Origin of the sequence: Marinomonas atlantica, from assembly GCF_001639725.1 — a bacterium.
Taxonomy (GTDB): domain Bacteria; phylum Pseudomonadota; class Gammaproteobacteria; order Pseudomonadales; family Marinomonadaceae; genus Marinomonas; species Marinomonas atlantica.
In genome coordinates, this window is record NZ_LTAW01000001.1 from 187,020 (window position 1) to 208,501 (window position 21,482).

Genomic DNA, 21,482 nt, shown 5'->3' on the forward strand with positions numbered 1-21,482 from the left:
ATATTAGAGGTATTCTATGTTTAGCTTATTAAGCAAATATCAATGCGCAAAAGAATTGGGTTTACCCATTGCTGCATTTATCGCATTACTGCTATTTAGTGCAGTTTTTACTTATTTTTGCCCTGAAAGTGGCTGGTCTACTTTCTTTGCCATTTTACCGCTTATCCCTGCTATTTGGGCGGTTCGCACTACCGTTCGCTTAGTTAAGCAAATGGAAACGAAGTTACAAGAACAGCAGCTTGTTAACTTTGCCACCAGCTTTGTTGTGGTTGGCTTGGTGACGTTCACTTACGGCTTCTTGTCGTGCTTTGCAGATTACCCAAGCTTGCCGCTGATCCTCGTTGCGCCTTTGATGGTTGCTGTATGGGTGGTAATGGATCTGCTAGCAAAGCGTCGTAACAAGTAACTCGTTCGGTCCCACTTTTCTTATGGCTGTAAAGCCATGTTTTTCCAGCCAAATTGCATTCCTCCCGGACAATAGAACAATCTGATATTTTGTAATAATCAGGTTGTTCTTCCACAACACTTGTAGCAAAGTAATGGCTTTATTAAGGACGATTAAAATGGCCAGCTTGTTCAGTTTGTTTGCCCTCGCTGCATTGTGGGGAAGCTCTTTCCTGTTTATGCGTATCGCCGCATTACCTATGGGGCCCGCTTTGATGATCGAAGCGCGTGTTGGATTAGCGGCTGTGACTTTGTTGATTGTTGCCATTATTCTGCGCAAACGTTTATCGTTCCTTTCTCATGTTAAGCATTATTTTATTCTCGGCCTGTTCAGCACAGCTTTGCCATTCATCTTGATTGCTTACGCTGCGCAAACATTAAACGCTTCGACACTTTCTATTTTGAACTCAACCGCACCAATATGGGGGGCCCTGATTGGTGCTTTTTGGGGGAAGATCCCGTTAACTCGTAAAGTCCTACTTGGGTTAGCGCTGGGGGTATTAGGGGTCAGTGTGTTGGTTGGAAAAGAAGCGCGATTGGTGGGTATCGATGCGATTGTTCCTATGTGTTGCAGCGTTATGGCAGCGTTTTGCTACGGTATTGCCACGAACTATACGAAAATTGCGCCGAAAGTGCCTTCGTTTAATAATGCTCATGGCAGTATGTGGGGGGCAACGATTCTGCTGTTGCCTCTGGCGTTGTTGATGCCTGCACGCGAGCCGATTACGTTAGAGATAGGCTTGCCGGTTTTGGCGCTTGGTATTTTTTGTACTGGCTTAGCGTATGTGTTGTACTTTCGTCTAGTGGACGACATCGGTGCTGCTTCAGCATTGTCAGTGACCTTCTTGGTCCCCGTGTTTGGTATCTTATGGGGGCATTTATTTTTAGGGGAACCTGTGGGCTGGAATACACTCATAGGTACTTTGCTTGTGCTATCAGGTACGTCTTTGGTCACGGGTTTTTCCGTTACTCGAGTCATTCGTAATGTTCGCCGAGCAGATGAATAGAAGACAATTAAGGAGACGGTTTTGTCGTCGTTTAAAGAGCGTTTAGAAAAAGCGCATGCAGAGCTGCAGGCTCAGGGTGTGTGGCTATCAAACTACAAACCACCAATGTTCAGTTTACTGCGTATGCTGGGCATCAAAGTGCCACCGCCGTACTATATTGGTTTTCACCTAAATGCCATCATCGCCTTTTGGTATTTTGCGTTGATCATTTTCTTGGTTATGTACTTTGGCATTTTAGGTAGCTCAGATACCTTTCAAACTGCGATGGACAAAGCTGCGTTGTGGGGTTTTGTTTATGGCATGGGAATGGCAATTTTCTATACCATTCGTCGTCGCAAATTATCACTCAGCGACTGGTCGTCGCTGTAACTATTTATAGGAATCTATATGTCTAGCAAAGTGTATTGTGTCGCCCAGTTTCTGCCAAAAGAAGGCCAAGAAAAGGCGCTGTTTGAAGTGCTACAAAGCCTTGAACCAAACACCCTACGTGAAGATGGCTGTCTTCAATACCGTGTGACTCGACAAGTAGCCAGCCCGTTTGCGGATGGCAAGAGCTTCCCAATTGCCTTTCATGAGCAATGGGCGGATATGGCGTCGTTTGAGGCGCATTGCCAGCGCCAGGATATCGCTGCATTTTTTGAAAAATACTGCCAAGCAGATGACGGCTTAGCAGCAGATTGGAATGTCTGTATTTACACTGATGAGCCTGCCGACTTTGATGCCCCTGTGTTTGAGTAATTAAGACTTATTTTTCTGCGTGATGTGATCAGCATTAATGACGCGGTTTCGACCGTGTTGTTTGCCGTAGTACATGGCTTTATCAGCCCGTTCGATGACGCTCACTAAGGGCTCTGGGTGTCGTGCCAGCGCGACGCCAATGGTCACACTGATTTGAATCGTCGCGTCATCCTGATGAACGATTGGCGTATGGTACACAGTATGTCGAATAAGCTCTGCCAGTGCTTTGGCCTGCTTAGCTTGCGCGGCACACAGCATAATGATGAATTCCTCCCCGCCATAGCGGTACATCGATTGATCTATATTCAATAGGTCATGTATGCGCAAAACTAACTGTTGTAACACGGTATCGCCCATATTATGGCCGTATAGGTCGTTAATCGATTTAAAGTGGTCCACATCGATAAACATTAAGGCTAATGCGCCACTGCAGTGTTCCTGCTGACCGCGAAACTCTTGTATTAAGCGTTGACGTAACGGTAAACCGGTTAGGTTATCAATTTGGGTGTAATGGTAAATGGCTTGGGTTTTGAAGTAGGCCAAGTGATCGATCAGCTCGGCTTGGCAGCGCTCGAAGTGTTCTAAATCTTCGATATTGCCCGCCAGCCCTTGGCTGATCGGTCGTGCTAAATTTCGAATAGTATCGTGCATTTGCTGGTGCACGGTCACTAAACGTTGGGTTTGCTCGGCATTGATGGATGTAAACGTGATGAGGTGTTGCGCTAAAAACTGACCAAATTGGCATAGATGGTGGGCATCGTTATGCATGACGTCATCATCCGGAAATGAGCGCAGCACGGTGCAGCGTAAAATCCTACGGCTCCACTCAAGGTGAGCTTGTTGCCCTGCATCAAGAGCGGTAACAAATTCTTGGAAATCGAATTTTTGCACGATTAGGCCATAAACTAGATTTATGAAGGTAATGTCAGTTTATCTTAGCCCAATCGAATGATCTATCGTTTGTCGAAGTGGCTTGGTATTGTGCTAAGTCAGTACTGAAGCGCAATGATCAGCAGGAAAAATGACCTAGAAGCCTTATTTAGTAAGGCTTCTAGGTATAAAACGTCGACCGGAATGTGAGCTGCTTTGCATGGCAATTCATAGAATACAAAGTATAAGGCGTACTTATCAAAACCGCATTCCAGTCGCGCTGGGAGTAAGGCATACAGCAAGTTTCTGGTCGGTAGCAGAGTTCACATGTTTCACTAATACCGACGCTAAAACTACTGTAAGCAGGGTTGGTAAGCTAACCAAGCCATAAATGTTATAATATAACATTTATGGCGAAATGCAATACTTCTTTAAATGGAATTTTGGTACGCAGTCTGAGTGCTGAAATTATTGCGCCCACGTTAACTCATTTAAGTAATAGCTTCGTTCATATGGATCAAAACGGAATCCATTCAAACGCTTGCTTACGGCCGTTTGTTGTACGTAGTAAGCGATTGGTATTACAGGCTTCTCGTTATAGATTACTTGTGCAATCTGCTGAGCTTTTTGTTTGTAAACGATAGGGTCGAGCTCAGTGACCAGAGATTTAAGTAGTGTTTGTACATTTGTATTCGCCCAATTCATACTGCCCCAGTCGCTGCCTTGAAGTGTACTGAAGTCGTCTAATAATACCGTTAGCGGGTCGGCAATTATGCCGTAATTACGTGAAATTAAGGCTGTTTCAAGCGAACCATTTGAATGAGCGATTGGGATGGCGCTGTAATGTTTAATTTCAATATTGAGCTTGATGCCGAGTTGTTTCCATTGATCTTGAATGACAGTCGCTACCTCAGCCAGTTCTGGACGAATAGGGTAGGTCAACATGTCAATTTCAAAGCGCACTTCGTTTTTTTCGAGCCAACCATCGCGGTTTTTCGTCCAGCCTTGTTGTGTCAGTAATTCGCTCGCTTTTGCCATATCTTGCTGCATTGATGTTTCTGCTAAATACCAGTCGCCCATTGATGGCGGTAGTAATTGGGCTGAAGCGGACTGGGGGGTTCGCAGTATTGCAATGGCAATACCTTGTCGGTCGATGGCAAGACTGAGGGCTTGGCGTGTCTTAATGTCCTTCAAATAAGGGTGCTCTGCATTGAGCTTAATCGCGACGGTGCGAGGCAGCTCGGAGCGCATGATATTGAGAGTGGGTTGTCGTTGCAGTGTTCCAATGATAATCGGGTCTAAATCAAAAATAATGTCGGATTTGCCGCTTCGAGCTTGCAGCATGCGGGCTTCGGTGCGAAGCCCTGTCAAATAGCGCGCATAGGGAATAGCTGCTTTTTTACCCCAATAATCATCGAACTTCTTAACCACCAGACGGTACGGAGGATCAATTTCATAACTGGCGTATGGCCCTGTACCAATCAATTGCGTATCAATGTTTTCTCGGTCAAAAGACGTCAAGTCAATGATGCCACTCGAATGGTGTGCTAAGATAGATCCTAGTGGCTGATAGGGGCTATTGAGGAAAATATCTACTTGTTGATGGCCATCCGACTGGATGCTTTTAATGGGAACATTTTGCCATGCACCGGCATTTTCCGCTGCATACTTCAAAACCTCTACGACAGTTTGAGAAGTCATAGGTTTGTCGTTATGAAAAACAACTCCGTCGCGCAGTGACAATCTCCAATGCTTGCCTTCATCTAGGATTTCCCAGCGGATTGCAAGGCTGGGCAATAACCCCCCTTGATGATCAATGTTAAGTAAGGTTTCGACCACTTGCATGCGGGTAAAAACATAGCCATAGCGAGAAAGTTCGAGGTTTTGAAAGTCGAAACTAGCGCTAACATTAACTGTGTTTGTTGGTGTGGGCTCAGCTTTAATCGATGCATTGGCACATAAAAGCAACGAAAGCATAAAGGCCATGGATACCGCTTTTGAAAAAGACATGGTAGTAACGAGACCTCAAACTATATAAGTTAATAACGATATACGGTTGTTTGCAGCTTTTAGACTTTTAATGAGCATGAAAGATTTTCATGTTCCGAATGTACTTTAAGCAACGTATAACAAAAAACCAGTGTGTTTATGAATAATAGGCTGGTTGAAATGCTTTTTCTGAAATTTTGAGTGGAGAGATTGTGAACTAATGTGTACAATTTTCGGTCGAAATTCTGATTTAAGTCAAAATTGATTATATAATGATCAATTCTGTTCTGTCACAAGTCAACAACGTAGGTATCCAATAGTGGATGATAAACAAACCAGCAACATGATGAGCAATTTTGGCGAGCTACGCCAGCCTCTTCAGTCCCTGAAGTGGGCGGCTCGTTTGAATGCGTTTGTTTTAGCTATTGTCGCGGTGAATTTAATTATTTTCCCGCTTGGCGGCGCTTACGACCCAAGTGACTTTTTCCACACGGTCTTTAAAGACCTTCCGCTTATCTCCCTGTATGCCTTCTTTGGCATGATCAGCCTCTTTGTGTTTGTCTACTGGTTATTTATGCCAAGTGGGCAATTTATGTTGCCGGAAAGAAACCGCCGTAACATAAAGCCACCGCGTCAGGTGGTTATTCGACAAGCCAACTACCGTAAGGTATCTGCTTGTCGTGCACCTCCCGTTTCTGCTTAAGGAGTTTTGCGGATTAACTAACGACTCATCCGAGTTTGCGGTTAGTCACGTACTCTTTGAGTGCACGCATTACTCCCACGCGGAAAAGTTACCGGCCTGAGCCGGTCTGAAATCCTGTCATCGTTTCGATGTCAGCCTACGTCAATCTGGGTTAGAGGATGAATCTCTTGTTAACTCGTAACTTAAGTAAAGTCGCTTTGGCAGCACTAGTAGCACTACTAGCTGGTTGTCAGGGTGGTGTGCTTGACCCGAAAGGACAAATCGGTGTGATGGAGAAGGAGCTGATTATTACAGCTACGATCCTAATGCTGCTTGTTGTGGTTCCGGTGATTCTCATGACTCTTTACTTCGCATGGAAATATCGCGAAGGTCGTGGTGAAGCATATGAGCCAAAATGGTCACACTCCACAAAAATTGAAACCGTGGTATGGGTTATTCCAATTATCATCATTGCGATACTTGGTGTAATTACTTACAAATCAACGCATGCGTTGAACCCGTACAAGCCTATCGAATCTGAAGAAGAGCCGATCACTGTTGAAGTGGTATCTCTTAACTGGAAATGGTTATTCATTTACCCAGATCTTGGTATCGCTACGGTAAATGAGTTGGCGTTCCCTGCGAATGTTCCTGTGAACTTCAAAATCACGTCTGCCGGAACAATGAACTCATTCTTCATCCCACAATTGGGTAGTCAAATCTACTCTATGGCGGGCATGGAAACGAAGCTTCATTTGATCGCAGATGAACCGGGTACGTTCAAGGGTATTTCAGCAAACTACTCTGGTCATGGCTTTACAGGCATGAAATTCGAAGCGATCGCGACACCAACGCGTGAAGACTTCCAAGAGTGGGTTGAAGGCGTTAAAGCTAGCGGTGAAACACTGTCTACTGAACGTTATGAAGAGCTTGTTGAGCCGACTGAATACCACCCAGTCGAGTACTTTGCATCGGTTAAAGATGGCTTGTACTTCGATATCATCTGGGAATACATGGGCGATATGGGGCGCATCGATTTTTACGGTAAGCCTGAATACGGTGCACAGCTTCCTGAGGGCGTAATCCTTCCTCAACGTGAGCAAAAGAGCACTACCCATGAAGCTGAGGAGGCCTCTCACTAATGAATCTTCTAGGTAAATTGTCTTGGGACGCGATCCCTCATGACCCAATTGTCCTAGTTACCCTTGCTATCGTAGCGATTGGTGGCGCGGCTTTGTTCGTGTTCATGACGTTGGCGAAGAAATGGGGCTGGCTATGGCGTGAATGGTTGACGTCTGTCGACCACAAACGTTTGGGTATCATGTACATCATTCTTGCGCTAGTAATGCTGGTTCGTGGTTTCGCGGACGCCATTATGATGCGTACACAGCTTGCTGTGGCAACCAATGGTTCGGAAGGGTATTTACCACCGGACCACTATGACCAGATCTTTACGGCACACGGTGTCATCATGATCATCTTTATGGCGATGCCATTTATGATTGGTTTGATGAACATTATCGTGCCACTACAGATCGGTGCGCGTGACGTTGCGTTCCCATTCCTGAATAACCTGTCTTTCTGGTTGGCCGTTTCGGGCGCGTTGCTAGTCAATATCTCGCTAGGCTTGGGTGAATTCGCGATGACAGGCTGGGTAGCTTACCCACCATTGTCAGGACTCGAATTCAGTCCGGGAACCGGGGTGGATTACTACATATGGGCACTGCAGATATCCGGTATCGGTACCACTCTAACGGGTGTGAACTTCTTAGTCACTGTACTTAAGATGCGTGCACCTGGCATGAAGTTGATGGATATGCCTATCTTTACTTGGACCTGTACTTGGGCCAACGTATTGATCGTAGCGTCTTTCCCGATCCTGACGGCTGCGCTAGCAATGTTGACGCTTGACCGTTACTTGGATTTCCACTTCTTCACTAACGACCTTGGCGGGAACTCGATGATGTATATCAACTTGTTCTGGGCATGGGGTCACCCTGAAGTGTATATCCTGGTATTGCCAGCATTCGGTATGTTCTCGGAAATCGTATCGACTTTCTCGGGTAAGCGATTATTCGGTCACAAGTCAATGATTTACGCATCCGGTGCGATTTCGATCCTTGGCTTTATCGTATGGCTGCATCACTTCTTTACCATGGGGGCGAGCGCGAACGTTAACGCCTTCTTCGGTATCATGACGATGATCATCGCGATTCCGACGGGTGTGAAGCTGTTCAACTGGCTATTCACTATGTACAAAGGTCGCATTCGTATGACTGTGCCAATGTACTGGGTAATGGGCTTCATGATCACCTTCTCTATTGGTGGTATGACAGGTGTATTGCTTGCTATCCCTGGTGCGGACTACGTATTGCATAACTCTTTGTTCCTAATCGCTCACTTCCATAACACGATTATCGGTGGTGCAGTGTTTGGTTACCTAGCGGGCTTTGCTTTCTGGTTCCCGAAAGCAATGGGCTTCCACTTGGATCCAAAACTGGGCAAGGTGTCTTTCTGGTGTTGGTTCATTGGCTTCTTCCTAGCATTCATGCCGCTTTACGTGCTTGGTTTCCTAGGTATGACTCGCCGTCTAAACCACACAGACAATGCTGATTGGAACATCTGGCTATACATCGCAGCAGTGGGTGCGTTCGTTATCGCTATCGGTATCGGTGCATTCGTTCTTCAATTGTTCCTTGGCTTCAAGAACAAAGACAAGAACCTTGATAAGACTGGCGATCCATGGAACGGCCACACTCTAGAATGGTCTCTAGCGTCTCCACCACAGTTCTACAACTTCGCGAAAATTCCGCATGTTGAAGACTTGGATGCGTTCACTGACATGAAAGAGAAAGGTACTGCGTACACTCGCCACGCGAGCTACGAGCCTATCCATATGCCAAGCAATACCAATGCTGGTCCGATCATGGGTCTTCTAGCTACGGCTATGGGCTTCGCCTTGATCTGGCACATCTGGTGGTTGGCTGGTGCAAGCTTCATCGGTCTGATCGTTGCCTTCATCTGCCGTGCTTACGCTAGTAACACTGATTACTACGTACAGCCAGACGAAGTGGCACGTATCGAAAATGAACATCTTGATAACGTGGCTAAGGGGTAATCATGAGTACTCATGCAGCAGCGCATCACGATGCGCACCATGAAGAACACCACGATACTGGACGTAATACTACGTTAGGTTTCTGGATTTACCTGATGACGGACTGCATCCTGTTTGCATCCTTCTTCGCAACGTACGCAGTGTTGTTTATGAACACTGCGGGCGGTGTATCTGGTAAAGATATTTTTGACCTGAACTTGATCGCGGGCGGTACGGCTGCCCTATTGTTAAGCTCGATTACATTCGGCTTTGCGATGATCTCTGCGTACAAAAACAACAAAGGCGGCACGCTGTTTTGGTTGTTTGTGACATTCTTGTTCGGCTTGGCCTTCATCGGCATCGAGCTGTACGAGTTCAATCACTTGATCCACGCAGGTAACGGTCCAAGTTCAAGTGCCTTCCTAACAGCGTTCTTCTCGCTAGTAGGTTTGCACGGCTTGCACGTAACGGCAGGTCTACTGTGGATTACGGTTCTATTTATCGATATTGCCAAGCGTGGTCTAAAAGACCGCACGGTAACTCGCTTAGGCTGCCTAAGCTTGTTCTGGCACTTCCTAGACGTAATCTGGATCTGTGTATTCTCTTTCGTCTACCTAATGGGAGCTATGTAAATGAGTCAACATGATCACGATGCACATTCTCACGGTAGCGTAAGCTCGTACGTAGTCGGCTTCGTACTATCCGTTATTCTGACTGTGATTCCATTCTGGGCAGTAATGACAAGTGCATACGACCGTGCCACCTTGTTCGCGATTATCGTCGTAACAGCAGTGGTTCAGATCGTTGTGCATCTGAAGTACTTCTTGCACCTAAACTTCTCTAAAGAAGGCAAGATCGATACTCTGTCATTTATCTTTACTGCCATCATTATTGTTATGGTCGTAGCACTATCCGTATGGATTATCTACGAATCCGTTCTGATGATGATGTACTAGGCGAAGAAGCGTATGTTTAAGCGGATCTCATCGTCGCAAAAACCAGAACAACATAGTGTGTTCGACCGTTACGTAAAAGTAACCAAGCCGGGCATTATTATGGGCAATTTGATCTCCGTGGCGGGGGGGTACTTCCTCGCCGCTCGCGGAGACATCGATTGGCTACTTATGCTAGTGACAATCATTGGATTGTCACTGGTCGTAGCCTCTGGTTGCGCAATCAACAACTGCATCGACCGCGACATTGACGCCAAGATGCAACGTACTCGTAACCGCGTAACAGTTACTGGTGAAATGTCGCTGAAAGCGGCGTTAGCACACGGACTGGTACTAGGCGTGGTTGGGTTTGGACTACTTGCGTATTTTACGAATCAAGTTGCCGTGCTCTTTGCAGCATTCGGCTACTTCGTGTACGTAGGTTTGTACAGCCTGTACTTTAAACGCAATTCGGTTTACGGCACGCTAATTGGTAGTCTGTCTGGTGCAGTCCCTCCTGTGGTGGGTTACTGTGCGGTGACAGGTCAATTCGATGCTGGTGCGGCGATTTTATTGGTGATGTTTAGTATTTGGCAAATGCCTCATTCTTATGCCATTGCCATCTTCCGCTACAAAGACTATGCAGCGGCTGGTATTCCAGTGCTACCTGTAGCCGAAGGCATTCAAAAAGCGAAACACCATATTGTATTGTGGATCGCTGTGTTTGCCGTCGCATCAGCATTGCTACCTTTGACAGGTTACGTAGGTGTTGGCTTTATGGCCGTTGCCGCGTCAACCAGTCTCTGGTGGCTTGGTATGGCCCTTAAAGGCTACCGTGCTGACATTGATGTGAACCGTTGGGCACGCCAAGTGTTCTTCTTCTCCATCATTACCGTTACGGCATTGAGTATTACCATGTCGTTAGACTTTCGTGACGTAGCCCCTGACTATCTCGTTATGCTATCGAACTAAGTCTGATTCGTCTGACGAACTTTAAAACGCCCCGCTGGCAAACCAGCGGGGCGTTTTTCGTTTGTGTTAAACCCTTGTGGGTCCTCTGGTTTTGCGCTGATGTAAGAGCAGGTGAGTTGCCGCGCAGCAAATGTAAATTAGTTGAGGCATTTCTTACAGCGCTTTAGCGAATCACTTTTTGAGGCTAAAAAATGGACCAATATAGTATGAAGTTTACTTCGCTCATTGCTTTTAGCTTAAGCGTGTTTTCCTGTGCTGTAGCAGAACAAACGGTAGGCACTGAAAACATCTGACTAAAAGAATAACGAAAAAAGCCTGCTAGCAAATGTACTAGCAGGCTTTTTAAAAGCAAACAGGCTTTAGGGAAGCTTGTCTACAGTGATGGACTAGTTCTGTTTCGCAAGGTCGAGTCCGTGTAAAGCAATGCGTTCAGGTTCCATTAGGTAGCGGTATAAGAACGCTGCCGTGAAGCCACCGATAAACAAAGCGTAGTTTGCTAAAGCAGTGAAAACGAAGCTACAGAAAATCGCCACGATACCTGCAATCACCAGCGCGTAAATACTTTTCTTATTGATACCGTTGTCATACCAGTAAATACCTTTATTTGACTCGGTATACAGCGAATCAATATCGATCTTTCCTTTCTTAATGAAGAAAAAGTCAACAATAATGATGCCGTATAAAGGGCCAATCATGGCGGCGAGTACATCGACTGTATAGTGAATGACTTCAGGGTTATTAAACAAGTTCCACGGCATCAATAAAACCGAACCAAATGCCGCGATAAAGCCACCGGCTTTAAAGCTAATTTTTTGAGGTGAGACGTTAGAAAAGTCGAATGCTGGTGCAACAAAGTTAGCAACGATATTGATGCCGACGGTCGCGAAGATAAACGTCATCGCACCCAGTATCGTGATCATGCCTGAATCTAAGCGACGAACCGTCTCGACTGGGTCTGTGATCATTTCACCAAACACTGGAATGGAGGCTGACACAATCACCACACTGAACACGGAGAATAAAATGAAATTAAATGGCAGGCCTAAAAGATTACCAAACTTCAATTGTTTGTAGCTACCGCAGTAACGAGAGAAGTCACTGAAGTTAAGAGTTGGGCCGGCAAAGTACCCAGCGACTAATGCGATGGCAATGATCATTTGCATAATCGCGTCTGTGCCAGACAAGTTGGCTTCGCCGAGGGTGAAACTAATGTTTTCCCAGCCCGCTAGGTTAATCATGTAGATGCACAAGGCAAACATCGCCACATAAATTGCAGGACCAGACCAGTCGATAACTTTACGAATCATTTCCATGCCGAACATAAACACAATACCTTGAAGGATCCACATAGCTGTGAAGCCAATCCAGCCAAGGTATGACAATCCTAGAAAGCTGTCTTCTGCTAAGGTCGCCATGCTTGGGAAGAAATACAACAACAAGATAATGAATGAGCTCGAGGCTAAGAAGGTTTGAATGCCGTACCAAACTACGGCAATTAAGCCACGAATCACCGCAGGTACATTCGCCCCGAATACGCCGAAGGCCATGCGAGCGATAACAGGAAAAGGCGCACCTGCTTTTTGTCCGGGTTTGCCCATTAGGTTCGCAAACACCAATACGATTGAAATCCCTATAAGCAAGCAGATAAAAACTTGAATACCATTTAAACCTAATGCAAACAAGCTGGCAGCAAAAACGTATCCACCGACACTATGAACATCCGACATCCAAAAAGCGAAGATAGAATACCAACCCCATTTTTGATCGGTGTCTGGCTTGAGATCTTTGTTACTGAGTCTTGGGCTCACTGGTAGTTTATGATGCATGCTAATTATTCCGTTTTAATTGTATACAATAATTAATACAATCCTCGTGCCAAAAACATAAATGTCTTTATCTACAGGAGTTTAAAGAAATAATTAGCAGTATTGAGAAACTTTAAAGCACTGATATAAGGCGTTTTTTAATTGAGGTGTTCTTTTTTTGTGCATACTGTGTATGTCGCAATTTATAGGTGTGTAGCTTTTCTTGTCATGCTATATTGTGGATGTATGTATACAAATTACACGCACTAAGTGTATACGATTATGAGAGATTAAATTTATGTCGAACGACGAAAAAATCTATCAAAAGATATTAAAAGCAATTGTTGAGCATCAGTTGCCACCTGGGGCAAGGCTACCCGAAGATCGCCTTTCGGAAGCTTTTGGTGTCAGCCGAACGGGTATTCGTAAAGTATTACAACGTCTTGCGCTGGAACATTTTGTGGTGATTGCCCGTAATAAAGGGGCTCAAGTGAATCATCCGAGCGAAGATGAAGCTTTAGAAGTATTAGACAGTCGAATCTTAATAGAGCCGCAGCTGATTGAAGGTGTACAGAGCCACTGGAATGCTGAGCAATCTGAGCGCTTTAGAGATTTAGTCGAAGAAGAGCATGAAGCTGAGCAGGTAGGTGAGATGGCTAGCTCGATTCAAGCAACAGCCCGTTTTCATTATGAGTTAGCTCAGCTGGCTGGCAACAGCGTGTTGGCAACTTTTGTAGAGCAGTTATGTTATCGCTCCTCCTTGGTAATTGCCGCTTATGGTACCCGTAGCAGTGTTAGCTGTGATTGTGGAGACCACAGTCAGCTATTAACGTTGCTTGATGAAGGGCAAACGAAGAAGGCGCAAGCGTGGATGAAGCACCACCTACAGTCCATTAAAAAGTCGCTAGTGTTGGAAGGACAAGAAGAACAGAACATCGATTTTCAGCGCTTGTTTTCATAGCAGGAAGTGCCATGCGAATTCAGATTATTAACCCTAATACCAGCACCAGCATGACTGACGTAATGGCTGACAGCGCACGTATCATCGCATTGTCTGGTACCGACATTATCGCCAGTACACCTGAGCATGGACCAAAGAGTATCGAGTGTGCGTTTGACGAAGTCATTGCAGGCGCAGCCATGCTGGATCAAGTGCAACAGGGTAAACACTTAGGTGTCGATGCCCATATCATCGCCTGTTTTGGTGACCCTGCGTTAGACGCTGCTCGCGAATTAGCGGATGTGCCAGTCATTGGGATTGCTGAAGCCGCTTTTAAATTAGCCAGTATGATCGGCCATAAGTTTGCGGTAGTGACTACTTTATCTCGAACTGTACCTGCCAGTGAGCACCTTCTACAAAAGTATGGATACAAACACCTATGCAGCGGTGTGCGAGCGACAGAAATTCCGGTATTAGCACTAGAGCATATTGAACCAAGAGCCTATTACCAATTGCGAGATGAATGTCAGGCAGCGATTGAGTACGACGGCGCGGAAGCCATCGTATTGGGCTGTGCTGGCATGTCAGCGTTGGTTGAGCGACTTAGTAGCGACCTTCCAGTCCCTATTATCGATGGCGTCGCCGCAGCGGTAAAGCTGGCAGAGTCTTTGCACCAATTAGGTATTAAAACCTCCAAAGTGGGGCAGTATGGTGTGCCAGTAAATAAACCTTTTATTGGCCGCTATGAACATTGGAATCGTTAGTAATAAGGCTATAGGAATGAAGAATTATTTAGAACGAGACTATGCAGGTTACGGTCGAGTGAACGTACCTAAAGTGGAATGGCCAAACAAAGCCCGTATTGCGTTGCAATTTGTACTGAACTTCGAGGAAGGCGGTGAAAATTGTGTGTTACACGGCGATGAGCATGCAGAAACCTTTTTGTCTGAGATCTTCGGTGCGCAGCCCTTTAAGGATCGTCATATGAGCATGGAATCGCTCTATGAATACGGCTCTCGCAATGGTGTTTGGCGTATCCTGAATGAGTTTGAAAAACGTGGATTACCGTTGTCTGTATTTGCTATTGCCACCGCGTTGAAGCGTAATCCAGAGGTTGCAAAGGCCTTTGTCGAAGGTGGTCATGAGATTGTTTGCCATGGTTTAAAGTGGATTCATTATCAAGAAATGTCCATCGAAGAAGAGCGCCAGCACATGCAAGAGGCGCTGCAAATGATTCAAGAAGTGACGGGTGTGATGCCCATGGGCTGGTACACTGGACGAGACTCACCCAATACACGAACCTTAGTAGCCGAACAGTCTCAGTTACAATACGATTCAGATAATTATGGCGACGATCTACCGTATTGGGTGGAAGTACCGCACCATGAAGACAAGACCAAAACCAAGCCTCATTTGATCATTCCCTACACGTTAGACTGTAATGATATGCGCTTTGCTTCGCCCTATGGATTCAGTCATGGTGAGGAGTTTTTCCAGTACCTAAAAGACAGCTTTGATTGTTTGTATGCCGAAGGTGAAACAGCGCCGAAAATGATGTCGATTGGTATGCACTCTCGCACGTTGGGTAAGCCTGCGCGTTTTATGGCATTAAAGAAATTTCTGGATTATGTGCAGTCTCATGATGGGGTATGGATTGCCCGAAGAAGTGATATTGCCAATCACTGGATGGAGCATCATCCGGCGCCTTAAGTGCTGAAAATAAGAGTTGCTTAACGCCTATTTCCAGCTTCAAAGGATGCGGTCATTTTAGTGGTTAGTGAGAATCAATAAGGTAGCAAGTGGGCATCGAGAAGTGCGTGTTTTCATGGCACTCTAGAAGCGCTTGCTCTTCCGCTTCAGTTTGAGTGCCTGCTTGGGCACCTCCTTGGATGCCTGATAAATTGCCAGCAATGGCTTTGTGGCCTGAGGTGGCTTGATATTTATCCCAGTGGGCCGCATCGCGGTAAGCGATCACTTCTTTAGGGTAGTTATTTTGGTTTAAGGGCGCTCTATCGGTTGTGGCTTCGTCTTCTAAACGACAACCCGTGTCTTGGTTTTGAGTATAGGCATGGCACAGTCTTAAAGCCTCTCGACGGGCTATTTCAATAGACAGTTTGTCATCGCCAAAACCTGACGCTCGCGGAATACCCTGTTTATCCCAATAAACGGCGAAGGCTTTATTCCCCTTCTTTTCTAAGTACTCTTGGTACTCTTCTTTAAGCCATTGGGTTTGTTCTAACGAGCTAGAAAAATGTGGGCGTAAGGTCGCTGTTGATTCTGCATCAATAGAATTATTGACGATAGAACAAGCGCTTAAGGTTATTATAGAAAAGGCGGACAGGCTTGTAGTAAATAAAGACGAGACTTTCATCTAATGCTCCCTGATGATTAATTAACCGTCATTGGTTCTTTTAAGTAATTAATACACTGTGGCAGCATTGTAAGTAAATCAGAATACTATGTTAAGTTTTTCTAATACGAAAATACGTATAAAGAATGCTATTTATCGATCAGACGCATCGAATAGTCAGATCAATTGATGTAGAAAACGGCCAAATTGAAACGACTATATGCTTCATTTGGCCGTCTACAAAACTAGATCTCAACGATCAATTTACCTCTATTCTCTCCACGGAATAATAAGTTAATACCGTCAGGGGCTTGGTCTAGACCGTTTAATACATGCGCTCGATAGGTGAGTTCGCCCTTACTTAGCATCGCACCAAGCGCTTGACCGTATTCTGGGATACGGTGCCAATGATCAGGCATTGTAAAACCTTGAATAGTCAAACGGCGCTTAATAATACCCACCCAGCTTGGTCCTGGCGAAGCCTCCGTCTTATTGTATTCAGCGATCATGCCACACACGGCAATGCGACCATGAGGGTTCATCGCCTCAAAAATAGGCTGTTGAGCAATGCCACCGGTATTTTCAAAGAATAGATCAATGCCATCTGTGGCCGCTGCATTGAGTTGGTCTGCAAAATCGGCGTCTTTATAATTCAGAGCATGATCAAAGTTCAACTCATCTTTTAGCCAAGCGCATTTTTCCTGCGAACCGGCAACACCAATGACTGTTAGGCCTTTGTTTTTTGCCATTTGTCCGACTAATGAGCCAACGGATCCAGCTGCTGCGGTAATGGCAATGGTTTGACCTGATTCCGGTTTGAGCACTTCAAAAAGCCCGTGGTAGGCGGTGATGCCGGGAAGTGCAATGACACTTAGTACAGCTTCGGCAGGAAGTTCGGCGGGAAGTTTGTTAAGGCCACTACCATCGCTGACCGCATATTCTGTTAACCCCATAAGGCCCATAACACGTGTACCCACTGGGAACTGTTCATTGTTCGACTGCTCAACAAAGCCTATGCCGCTAGCGCGCATGGTATCCCCCAGTTGAACCGGCGGAATGTAACTGTTTTCGTCGGCGCTCATCCAACCACGCATGGCAGGGTCCAATGAAAGATGAGTTAGTTTTACTAATAGTTCGCCGTCTTTTAATGTTGGAAGCGCTTGGCTAGTGGTCTCGAACAGATCAGGTGTGATGGCTTCGGTTGGTCGTTTAACCAGCTTAATGGCTTGATAATTCATAAGTCTCATTCCAAATTTAAAAAGTATGTAAGTGAGACTAGACTTATTTGTCCAATAGGTTAAGTATTTGGCGCTAAAATGATGGCCCTTTCCATAGTTGTTTAATAATTGGCCGGCGTTTATTCTTACTCCATAGAAATAAAAAATAATCGTTTGGCGTGAGGGATCACTGTATGACGCGATTTTATTTATGGATGTGCGTCTTAGGCACGGCGTTACCGTTTAGCAGCTTTTTACCTTGGATCACGACGTTTGGCTTTGATCTACCTCTAATATGGCAAGGTCTTTCTCATCCACTCAGTGCTTTTGCATGGTTGGACGTAGTGGTGTCGGCGCTGGTGTTAGTGGGTTTTGTGGTGGCTGAAGGGCGCCGTTTGAGTATGTCTAGGCTTTGGTTGCCTATTTTGGCAACGTGCATAGTCGGTGTTTCGCTAGGATTGCCTCTGTTCTTGTATTTACGAGAGCGACACTTAAGTGAAACAATAAACCCTGAACTCGACCTTAGTACTTCATCCAATAATTAATGGGCCCTAGATTCGTTCGTGAATATTTTTACCTCCCCTGATGTGATCCAAGAGTTTACAAGAGCCTACTTGGCTATTTTCTACACTGTCGTAGCAGTGTTTTATACTGTTCGGATTATTACCCTAAAGCGTTCTACCGGTACGGAGCGTGTTTATCACGGACCATTTTTGTCGCCTAACTGGTGGCATCATAAAATATTTGATGTGTTTCGTGTGACTATTTGGATGGTGTGTGTCGTGCGCTGGCTTTTCCCAAGCACTGATAGCTATCTTGGTATTTTTCCTGCCATATCGTCATCATTGAGTCTGCTGTTAGGCGATATTCTGCTTACGTTTGGCTTTGCTTGGACGATTTTGACGCACTTTGCATTAGGCAAGCAGTGGACCTCTGGAATTAATCAAACTGGGCCGACGAAATTGGTGACGCAAGGTGTGTATCGCGTCAGTCGCAACCCCATCTATATCGGGGTGCTGGTGTCTCAGTTTGGGTTTATGCTGGCGCTACCATCTTGGTTTTCAGTGCTGTGCTTTGCGATTGGCGTCACAACCATTTTACGTCAAACCCGAGAAGAAGAGCGCCATCTAGCTCAGCTTTTCCCTAAAGAATACCCTGTTTATCAAGCGCAAGTGCCTCGTTGGCTGTAAGATTTAGACGCGCTTGGCTAATATCACCATCAATATCCCACCTAAAATGCACAATGCTGATAATAGCAGTCGTAAGCTAATAGGCTCTGCGACAAATAATACGCCACCAAAGGCAGCAATCACTGGTACCAGCAGCTGTAAAACACCGGCTTGTGTAGCGCTCAAATGAGATAAAACAAGATACCAAACGGTATAACCTAGTCCTGAAGCAACCGCGCCAGAGAGAATGGCATAGAGCACACCTTGATAATCAAGTGAAAGCGTCGACCAACTAGCTAGCATCAAAACGATGACGAATGGTATGCAGCGTAGAAAGTTGTAAGCGGTGTCCGCTAATGGGTCACTAGAGCCTCTGCCAAGTAATGTGTATAACCCCCAAGCTGCACCTGCGATAGACATCAGCAGCACACCGGATACTGACGGCGTAGAGACTTCAGGCCATACCAAATAGACAAACCCTAGAAAGGAAACTCCGATTCCCAGCCATTCTAATTTGTGTAAGACGTGTCCTTTCAACAAGGACATGGCCACCATGGTGATTTGCACCATACCAAATAAAATCAGTGCGCCAGTTCCTGTCTCAAGCAGCAGATATGCGTAGGAAAACCCCGTTGCATAAAGAAACAACATAATACTGGCAAACCAACTGCCGTTTGTTTGCTTGGTGGCAGGGTGTTTTTGTCGAAGCCATAAAATCAGCATAAGAATGGCGCTGCCCGACAGTAAGCGAATGCTGGTGAAGCTGCCTGCGTCAATTAATGGCTCGGCCAGAGCCATACGCGTCAGAACCGAATTAGCCGCAAATGCGATCAAAGCCAAGGCCGTTAGCAGTCCAACTTTAACAATAGAGTGAGTCGACACATTGGTTCCTAATCGATGCTATGGCATGTTTTGTAGTGGCTTGAGTAAGCGCCAACCCAGTTTGTTGTTGTAATCGGCTACTATAATTTGACTGCGGAACAAAGCGGGCAGTTCAATGACACTCACTAAGATCAGTAGTGCTACGCCAAGCGGCATAATGAAGAATAATAGAATACACCCAATCAGCATAAGCATCAGGTCTAATATGCCTGCTAGCCATTCTTTTAGATAAAAGTTATGTAGGCCAGAGACAAAAAACCAATTGAGTGCAGCATAGGTATCTGGGTCTTTAATTTGAGTCGCGTACTGCTTGTAAAAGAGGCTGCGTTGTTCATCGGATAAATTGCGTAGCGCTAACCGAAGCGTTTCTTCTTGCTCAGTCACGTTTTCAGAGCGTAAATACCAAGCTTCAAACATTGATCACCTTAATCGACTGGGTCGTGAATTCTATCAACACGATCGCGCTCATTGCATCGTCTGAGACGCTTGATAGCCATGTAACAACCGATTATTGAGCCGTATTTTAAAATGGCTTGGCGAGCGTATTCAGAGCACGTCGGTGTAAAGTTACACGATACACCAAACTGTTGTGTGCCGCCGCCTTTCTGCTGATAGCGGTCGATGTGATGAAGTATAAATCGCTGTAACCAAGCCATGATATAGGATTAACGACCTAAGGTTAGAATAACCGTTTCACGTGTCCAGAACAGCCAAAAGCGCTTTTGTTCAATGACTTGGAAGACCATTTGCCAGCCTTCAGAAGCCGCTTCATTAAGTCTCGATTCAAGACGTTTGATTGGTAAACCAGAGGATCCTAAAAGCAGTGTGCCACATCCGCCTTCGGTTACGATTTCGACTTTGTATTCCTTATACATTGCTAAGCTCTCCAATTTGAGGTGCTGGGATAATACAGTCAGTTTGTTAACTATGTATGGTATTTGCAACTAAAAACAGGCTTGCGTGAGCAAGCCATAGAGGATTAATCGCCAGTCGCGTTATTTTTTGAAGAGCGAACGTGAAGTTGTAACCCAAGTAAAAAGTAACGCAAAATCTGATCTTTACATTCACGATAATGGCGGTTGTCCGGTTTACGGAAAAATGCACTGAGCTCATGTTTACTGAGATTAAATTCTGCTAAACGCATCATTTCCAGCATGTCTTCTGCTTTGAAATTCATCGCGATACGTAGCTTTTGCAGTACGATGTTATTGTTTAAACGTGTCTCTGGTACTGGCTGTTCGCCTTCGCGTGGGCCACGCTTTAAGATAATTAAACCGTTTAAGAAAGACGCCAGTTCGACATCTTCGATTGGTTCAAATCCTTCTACATCATCTTTTTTTAACCAAGCCGCTACTTGCTCTTCTGTTACCGTTACTTGCGCTAAAGCGAAGATTTCCACCATAGTGCTGTCTTTAAAATCGAAGGTGTAGCGTACGCGACGCAAAATATCATTGTTGGTCAAAATAGATTCCAGTAGTCGATAAGCCCAGCCTAATCCAGATGATTGCTGGTGAATACGCATGGTAACAGACTGTCGCGTTGGGCTATAGCTGAACGTCTAAAATTGAGAGTGGATCGACCATTTTATGTTAATAGAGCTGCTACGATGGCTTCGGGAGCATCTTCTTGCATCAAGTGGCCCGACTCTGGAACTCGAACGAGTTTGCCTGCAGTGAGTCGCTCTGCCAACTTCTGTCCTTGTGCTAATGGTATCCATTCATCCTGTTCTCCCCACAGTATTTGTACTGGATTGCTACAAACGCTATATAACCCTTCAATTTCATCGGTATACTGTTGGTCCATCTGTGAGATTTGGCGATAGAACGCCGCTTGTCCCGCTTCACCTTGCCAAGGTGCCATATGAATTCCCAGCGTCGCATCACTCAATTTAGTAAACGCTGCACCTTGTAGGTATGCTTTCAACAGCGCATCGTGTGCGTATGCGGGTAAGTCAGTGAAGGCCTTCTCATATTGACGAACGTGCTGCACAAACGGAGAGCCCCAAGGCGCTATAGCCACAGGGTCGATCAAGGTGAGGCGGCTAAATTGAATGCCATTGAGAAAATGAGCTCGTAATGCTGTCGCCCCTCCGAAATCATGACAGACAAGCTCAGGTTGATCTAATCCCCAAAACTCTAGAAGCGCTGTTAGCAAATTATTCTGAACACCTAGAGAAACATTTTGCTCTTCCCTTTTCTCTGACTGACCATAACCCAATAAATCAAAGAAATAGACCTTGTAGTGTTGACCCAATAACGGCGCAATCTTCCGCCACACTTGTGAAGAAAACGGTGTCCCATGGATCAATACCATAGGCTTACCTTTACCCAAGCAGCCCCAAGCAACAGATTGACCTTTATATTTAAACCGAGAGTTTAATGAAAGCAT

General features: G+C 45.5%; 26 protein-coding genes. 15 read left to right on the top strand and 11 right to left on the bottom strand.

All coding sequences use genetic code 11. The features are described from left to right. Nucleotides 1-16: 16 nt before the first annotated feature. The 4 genes from AYW75_RS00865 to AYW75_RS00880 all read left to right on the top strand — a co-directional run bounded on the left by AYW75_RS00865 (nucleotide 17) and on the right by AYW75_RS00880 (nucleotide 2,189). The gene (locus AYW75_RS00865; protein ID WP_067035011.1) at nucleotides 17-406 is read left to right on the top strand and encodes a hypothetical protein; all 390 of its coding nucleotides are present in this window, start codon (nucleotides 17-19) and stop codon (nucleotides 404-406) included. A gap of 157 nt (nucleotides 407-563) precedes the next feature. Next, complete coding sequence (locus AYW75_RS00870) at nucleotides 564-1,451, top strand: DMT family transporter (RefSeq protein ID WP_067094046.1); 888 nt, start codon at nucleotides 564-566, stop codon at nucleotides 1,449-1,451. A gap of 21 nt (nucleotides 1,452-1,472) precedes the next feature. Beyond that, the gene (locus AYW75_RS00875) at nucleotides 1,473-1,820 is read left to right on the top strand and encodes a DUF6404 family protein (protein WP_067094048.1); all 348 of its coding nucleotides are present in this window, start codon (nucleotides 1,473-1,475) and stop codon (nucleotides 1,818-1,820) included. Between the two features lie 18 nt (nucleotides 1,821-1,838). Beyond that, nucleotides 1,839-2,189 (top strand): putative quinol monooxygenase, encoded by a 351-nt coding sequence (locus AYW75_RS00880; protein WP_067094051.1) that lies wholly within the window; start codon nucleotides 1,839-1,841, stop codon nucleotides 2,187-2,189. Here AYW75_RS00880 and AYW75_RS00885 read toward each other — a convergent pair whose 3' ends face one another. After that, entirely contained in the window at nucleotides 2,190-3,080 is an 891-nt protein-coding gene (locus AYW75_RS00885) for a diguanylate cyclase domain-containing protein (protein ID WP_082856328.1), read from the bottom strand. It abuts the gene before it with no gap. 447 nt (nucleotides 3,081-3,527) lie between these two features. Further along, nucleotides 3,528-5,069, bottom strand: coding sequence for an ABC transporter substrate-binding protein (locus tag AYW75_RS00890; RefSeq protein WP_067094057.1), 1,542 nt, complete (start codon nucleotides 5,067-5,069; stop codon nucleotides 3,528-3,530). Between the two features lie 298 nt (nucleotides 5,070-5,367). Between AYW75_RS00890 and AYW75_RS00895 the strand changes: the two genes are divergently transcribed. The 6 genes from AYW75_RS00895 (at nucleotide 5,368) to cyoE (ending at nucleotide 10,731) form a co-directional block, all read left to right on the top strand. Next, nucleotides 5,368-5,751: a hypothetical protein gene (locus tag AYW75_RS00895; RefSeq protein ID WP_067094060.1), complete on the top strand. Its 384-nt coding sequence runs from the start codon at nucleotides 5,368-5,370 to the stop codon at nucleotides 5,749-5,751. 158 nt (nucleotides 5,752-5,909) lie between these two features. After that, the gene (cyoA, locus tag AYW75_RS00900; RefSeq protein ID WP_067034993.1) at nucleotides 5,910-6,872 is read left to right on the top strand and encodes a ubiquinol oxidase subunit II; all 963 of its coding nucleotides are present in this window, start codon (nucleotides 5,910-5,912) and stop codon (nucleotides 6,870-6,872) included. Then, a complete protein-coding gene (gene cyoB, locus AYW75_RS00905) occupies nucleotides 6,872-8,848 on the top strand; it encodes a cytochrome o ubiquinol oxidase subunit I (protein ID WP_067094063.1) in 1,977 nt (658 codons plus the stop codon). The genes cyoA and cyoB overlap by 1 nt, the downstream gene beginning before the upstream one ends. A 2-nt stretch (nucleotides 8,849-8,850) precedes the next feature. Continuing rightward, nucleotides 8,851-9,459, top strand: coding sequence for a cytochrome o ubiquinol oxidase subunit III (gene cyoC, locus AYW75_RS00910; protein WP_067094066.1), 609 nt, complete (start codon nucleotides 8,851-8,853; stop codon nucleotides 9,457-9,459). Next, nucleotides 9,460-9,783 carry a cytochrome o ubiquinol oxidase subunit IV gene (gene cyoD, locus AYW75_RS00915; RefSeq protein ID WP_067094069.1) on the top strand — a complete coding sequence of 108 codons (324 nt, stop codon included), beginning with the start codon at nucleotides 9,460-9,462 and terminating at the stop codon, nucleotides 9,781-9,783. It abuts the gene before it with no gap. Nucleotides 9,784-9,795: 12 nt separating this feature from the next. Next, complete coding sequence (gene cyoE, locus AYW75_RS00920; protein ID WP_067094072.1) at nucleotides 9,796-10,731, top strand: heme o synthase; 936 nt, start codon at nucleotides 9,796-9,798, stop codon at nucleotides 10,729-10,731. 386 nt (nucleotides 10,732-11,117) lie between these two features. Here the strand turns inward: cyoE and AYW75_RS00925 are convergent, their stop codons facing one another. Continuing rightward, on the bottom strand, nucleotides 11,118-12,557 hold the full coding sequence (locus AYW75_RS00925) for an NCS1 family nucleobase:cation symporter-1 (protein WP_082856329.1): 1,440 nt from the start codon (nucleotides 12,555-12,557) through the stop codon (nucleotides 11,118-11,120). 277 nt (nucleotides 12,558-12,834) lie between these two features. On the opposite strand from AYW75_RS00925, the gene AYW75_RS00930 reads away from it, so the two are divergent. From AYW75_RS00930 to puuE, 3 genes are read left to right on the top strand one after another with little or no spacing between them, the layout of a single operon-like run. After that, on the top strand, nucleotides 12,835-13,497 hold the full coding sequence (locus AYW75_RS00930; RefSeq protein ID WP_067094075.1) for a GntR family transcriptional regulator: 663 nt from the start codon (nucleotides 12,835-12,837) through the stop codon (nucleotides 13,495-13,497). A gap of 11 nt (nucleotides 13,498-13,508) precedes the next feature. Next, the gene (locus tag AYW75_RS00935) at nucleotides 13,509-14,240 is read left to right on the top strand and encodes an aspartate/glutamate racemase family protein (protein WP_067094078.1); all 732 of its coding nucleotides are present in this window, start codon (nucleotides 13,509-13,511) and stop codon (nucleotides 14,238-14,240) included. A 16-nt stretch (nucleotides 14,241-14,256) separates the two neighbouring features. Continuing rightward, complete coding sequence (gene puuE / locus AYW75_RS00940) at nucleotides 14,257-15,186, top strand: allantoinase PuuE (RefSeq protein WP_067094081.1); 930 nt, start codon at nucleotides 14,257-14,259, stop codon at nucleotides 15,184-15,186. A gap of 64 nt (nucleotides 15,187-15,250) precedes the next feature. On the opposite strand, the gene AYW75_RS00945 is transcribed toward puuE, so the two are convergent. Both AYW75_RS00945 and AYW75_RS00950 read right to left on the bottom strand, forming a co-directional pair. Then, nucleotides 15,251-15,847, bottom strand: coding sequence for a hypothetical protein (locus tag AYW75_RS00945; protein ID WP_067094084.1), 597 nt, complete (start codon nucleotides 15,845-15,847; stop codon nucleotides 15,251-15,253). A 224-nt stretch (nucleotides 15,848-16,071) separates the two neighbouring features. Next, nucleotides 16,072-17,064, bottom strand: a complete 993-nt coding sequence (locus AYW75_RS00950; RefSeq protein WP_067094086.1) for an NADP-dependent oxidoreductase — start codon at nucleotides 17,062-17,064, stop codon at nucleotides 16,072-16,074. A gap of 173 nt (nucleotides 17,065-17,237) precedes the next feature. Here AYW75_RS00950 and AYW75_RS00955 point away from each other — a divergent pair, with 173 nt between their 5' ends. Then, nucleotides 17,238-17,588 carry a DUF2834 domain-containing protein gene (locus tag AYW75_RS00955; RefSeq protein ID WP_067094088.1) on the top strand — a complete coding sequence of 117 codons (351 nt, stop codon included), beginning with the start codon at nucleotides 17,238-17,240 and terminating at the stop codon, nucleotides 17,586-17,588. A gap of 18 nt (nucleotides 17,589-17,606) precedes the next feature. Further along, a complete protein-coding gene (locus AYW75_RS00960; RefSeq protein WP_067094091.1) occupies nucleotides 17,607-18,233 on the top strand; it encodes a methyltransferase family protein in 627 nt (208 codons plus the stop codon). 3 nt (nucleotides 18,234-18,236) lie between these two features. Here the strand turns inward: AYW75_RS00960 and AYW75_RS00965 are convergent, their stop codons facing one another. The 6 genes from AYW75_RS00965 to AYW75_RS00985 form a co-directional block, all read right to left on the bottom strand. Further along, nucleotides 18,237-19,094, bottom strand: coding sequence for a DMT family transporter (locus tag AYW75_RS00965; RefSeq protein ID WP_231886118.1), 858 nt, complete (start codon nucleotides 19,092-19,094; stop codon nucleotides 18,237-18,239). An 18-nt stretch (nucleotides 19,095-19,112) separates the two neighbouring features. After that, complete coding sequence (locus AYW75_RS00970) at nucleotides 19,113-19,511, bottom strand: TM2 domain-containing protein (protein ID WP_067094093.1); 399 nt, start codon at nucleotides 19,509-19,511, stop codon at nucleotides 19,113-19,115. Nucleotides 19,512-19,519: 8 nt separating this feature from the next. Continuing rightward, nucleotides 19,520-19,750, bottom strand: a complete 231-nt coding sequence (gene yidD / locus AYW75_RS18580; RefSeq protein ID WP_082856330.1) for a membrane protein insertion efficiency factor YidD — start codon at nucleotides 19,748-19,750, stop codon at nucleotides 19,520-19,522. Nucleotides 19,751-19,759: 9 nt separating this feature from the next. Continuing rightward, nucleotides 19,760-19,969, bottom strand: coding sequence for a DUF4177 domain-containing protein (locus AYW75_RS00975; protein ID WP_067034953.1), 210 nt, complete (start codon nucleotides 19,967-19,969; stop codon nucleotides 19,760-19,762). 104 nt (nucleotides 19,970-20,073) lie between these two features. Beyond that, complete coding sequence (locus AYW75_RS00980) at nucleotides 20,074-20,556, bottom strand: YehS family protein (protein ID WP_067095011.1); 483 nt, start codon at nucleotides 20,554-20,556, stop codon at nucleotides 20,074-20,076. 122 nt (nucleotides 20,557-20,678) lie between these two features. Then, nucleotides 20,679-21,482, bottom strand: coding sequence for an alpha/beta fold hydrolase (locus tag AYW75_RS00985; RefSeq protein ID WP_067094096.1), 804 nt, complete (start codon nucleotides 21,480-21,482; stop codon nucleotides 20,679-20,681).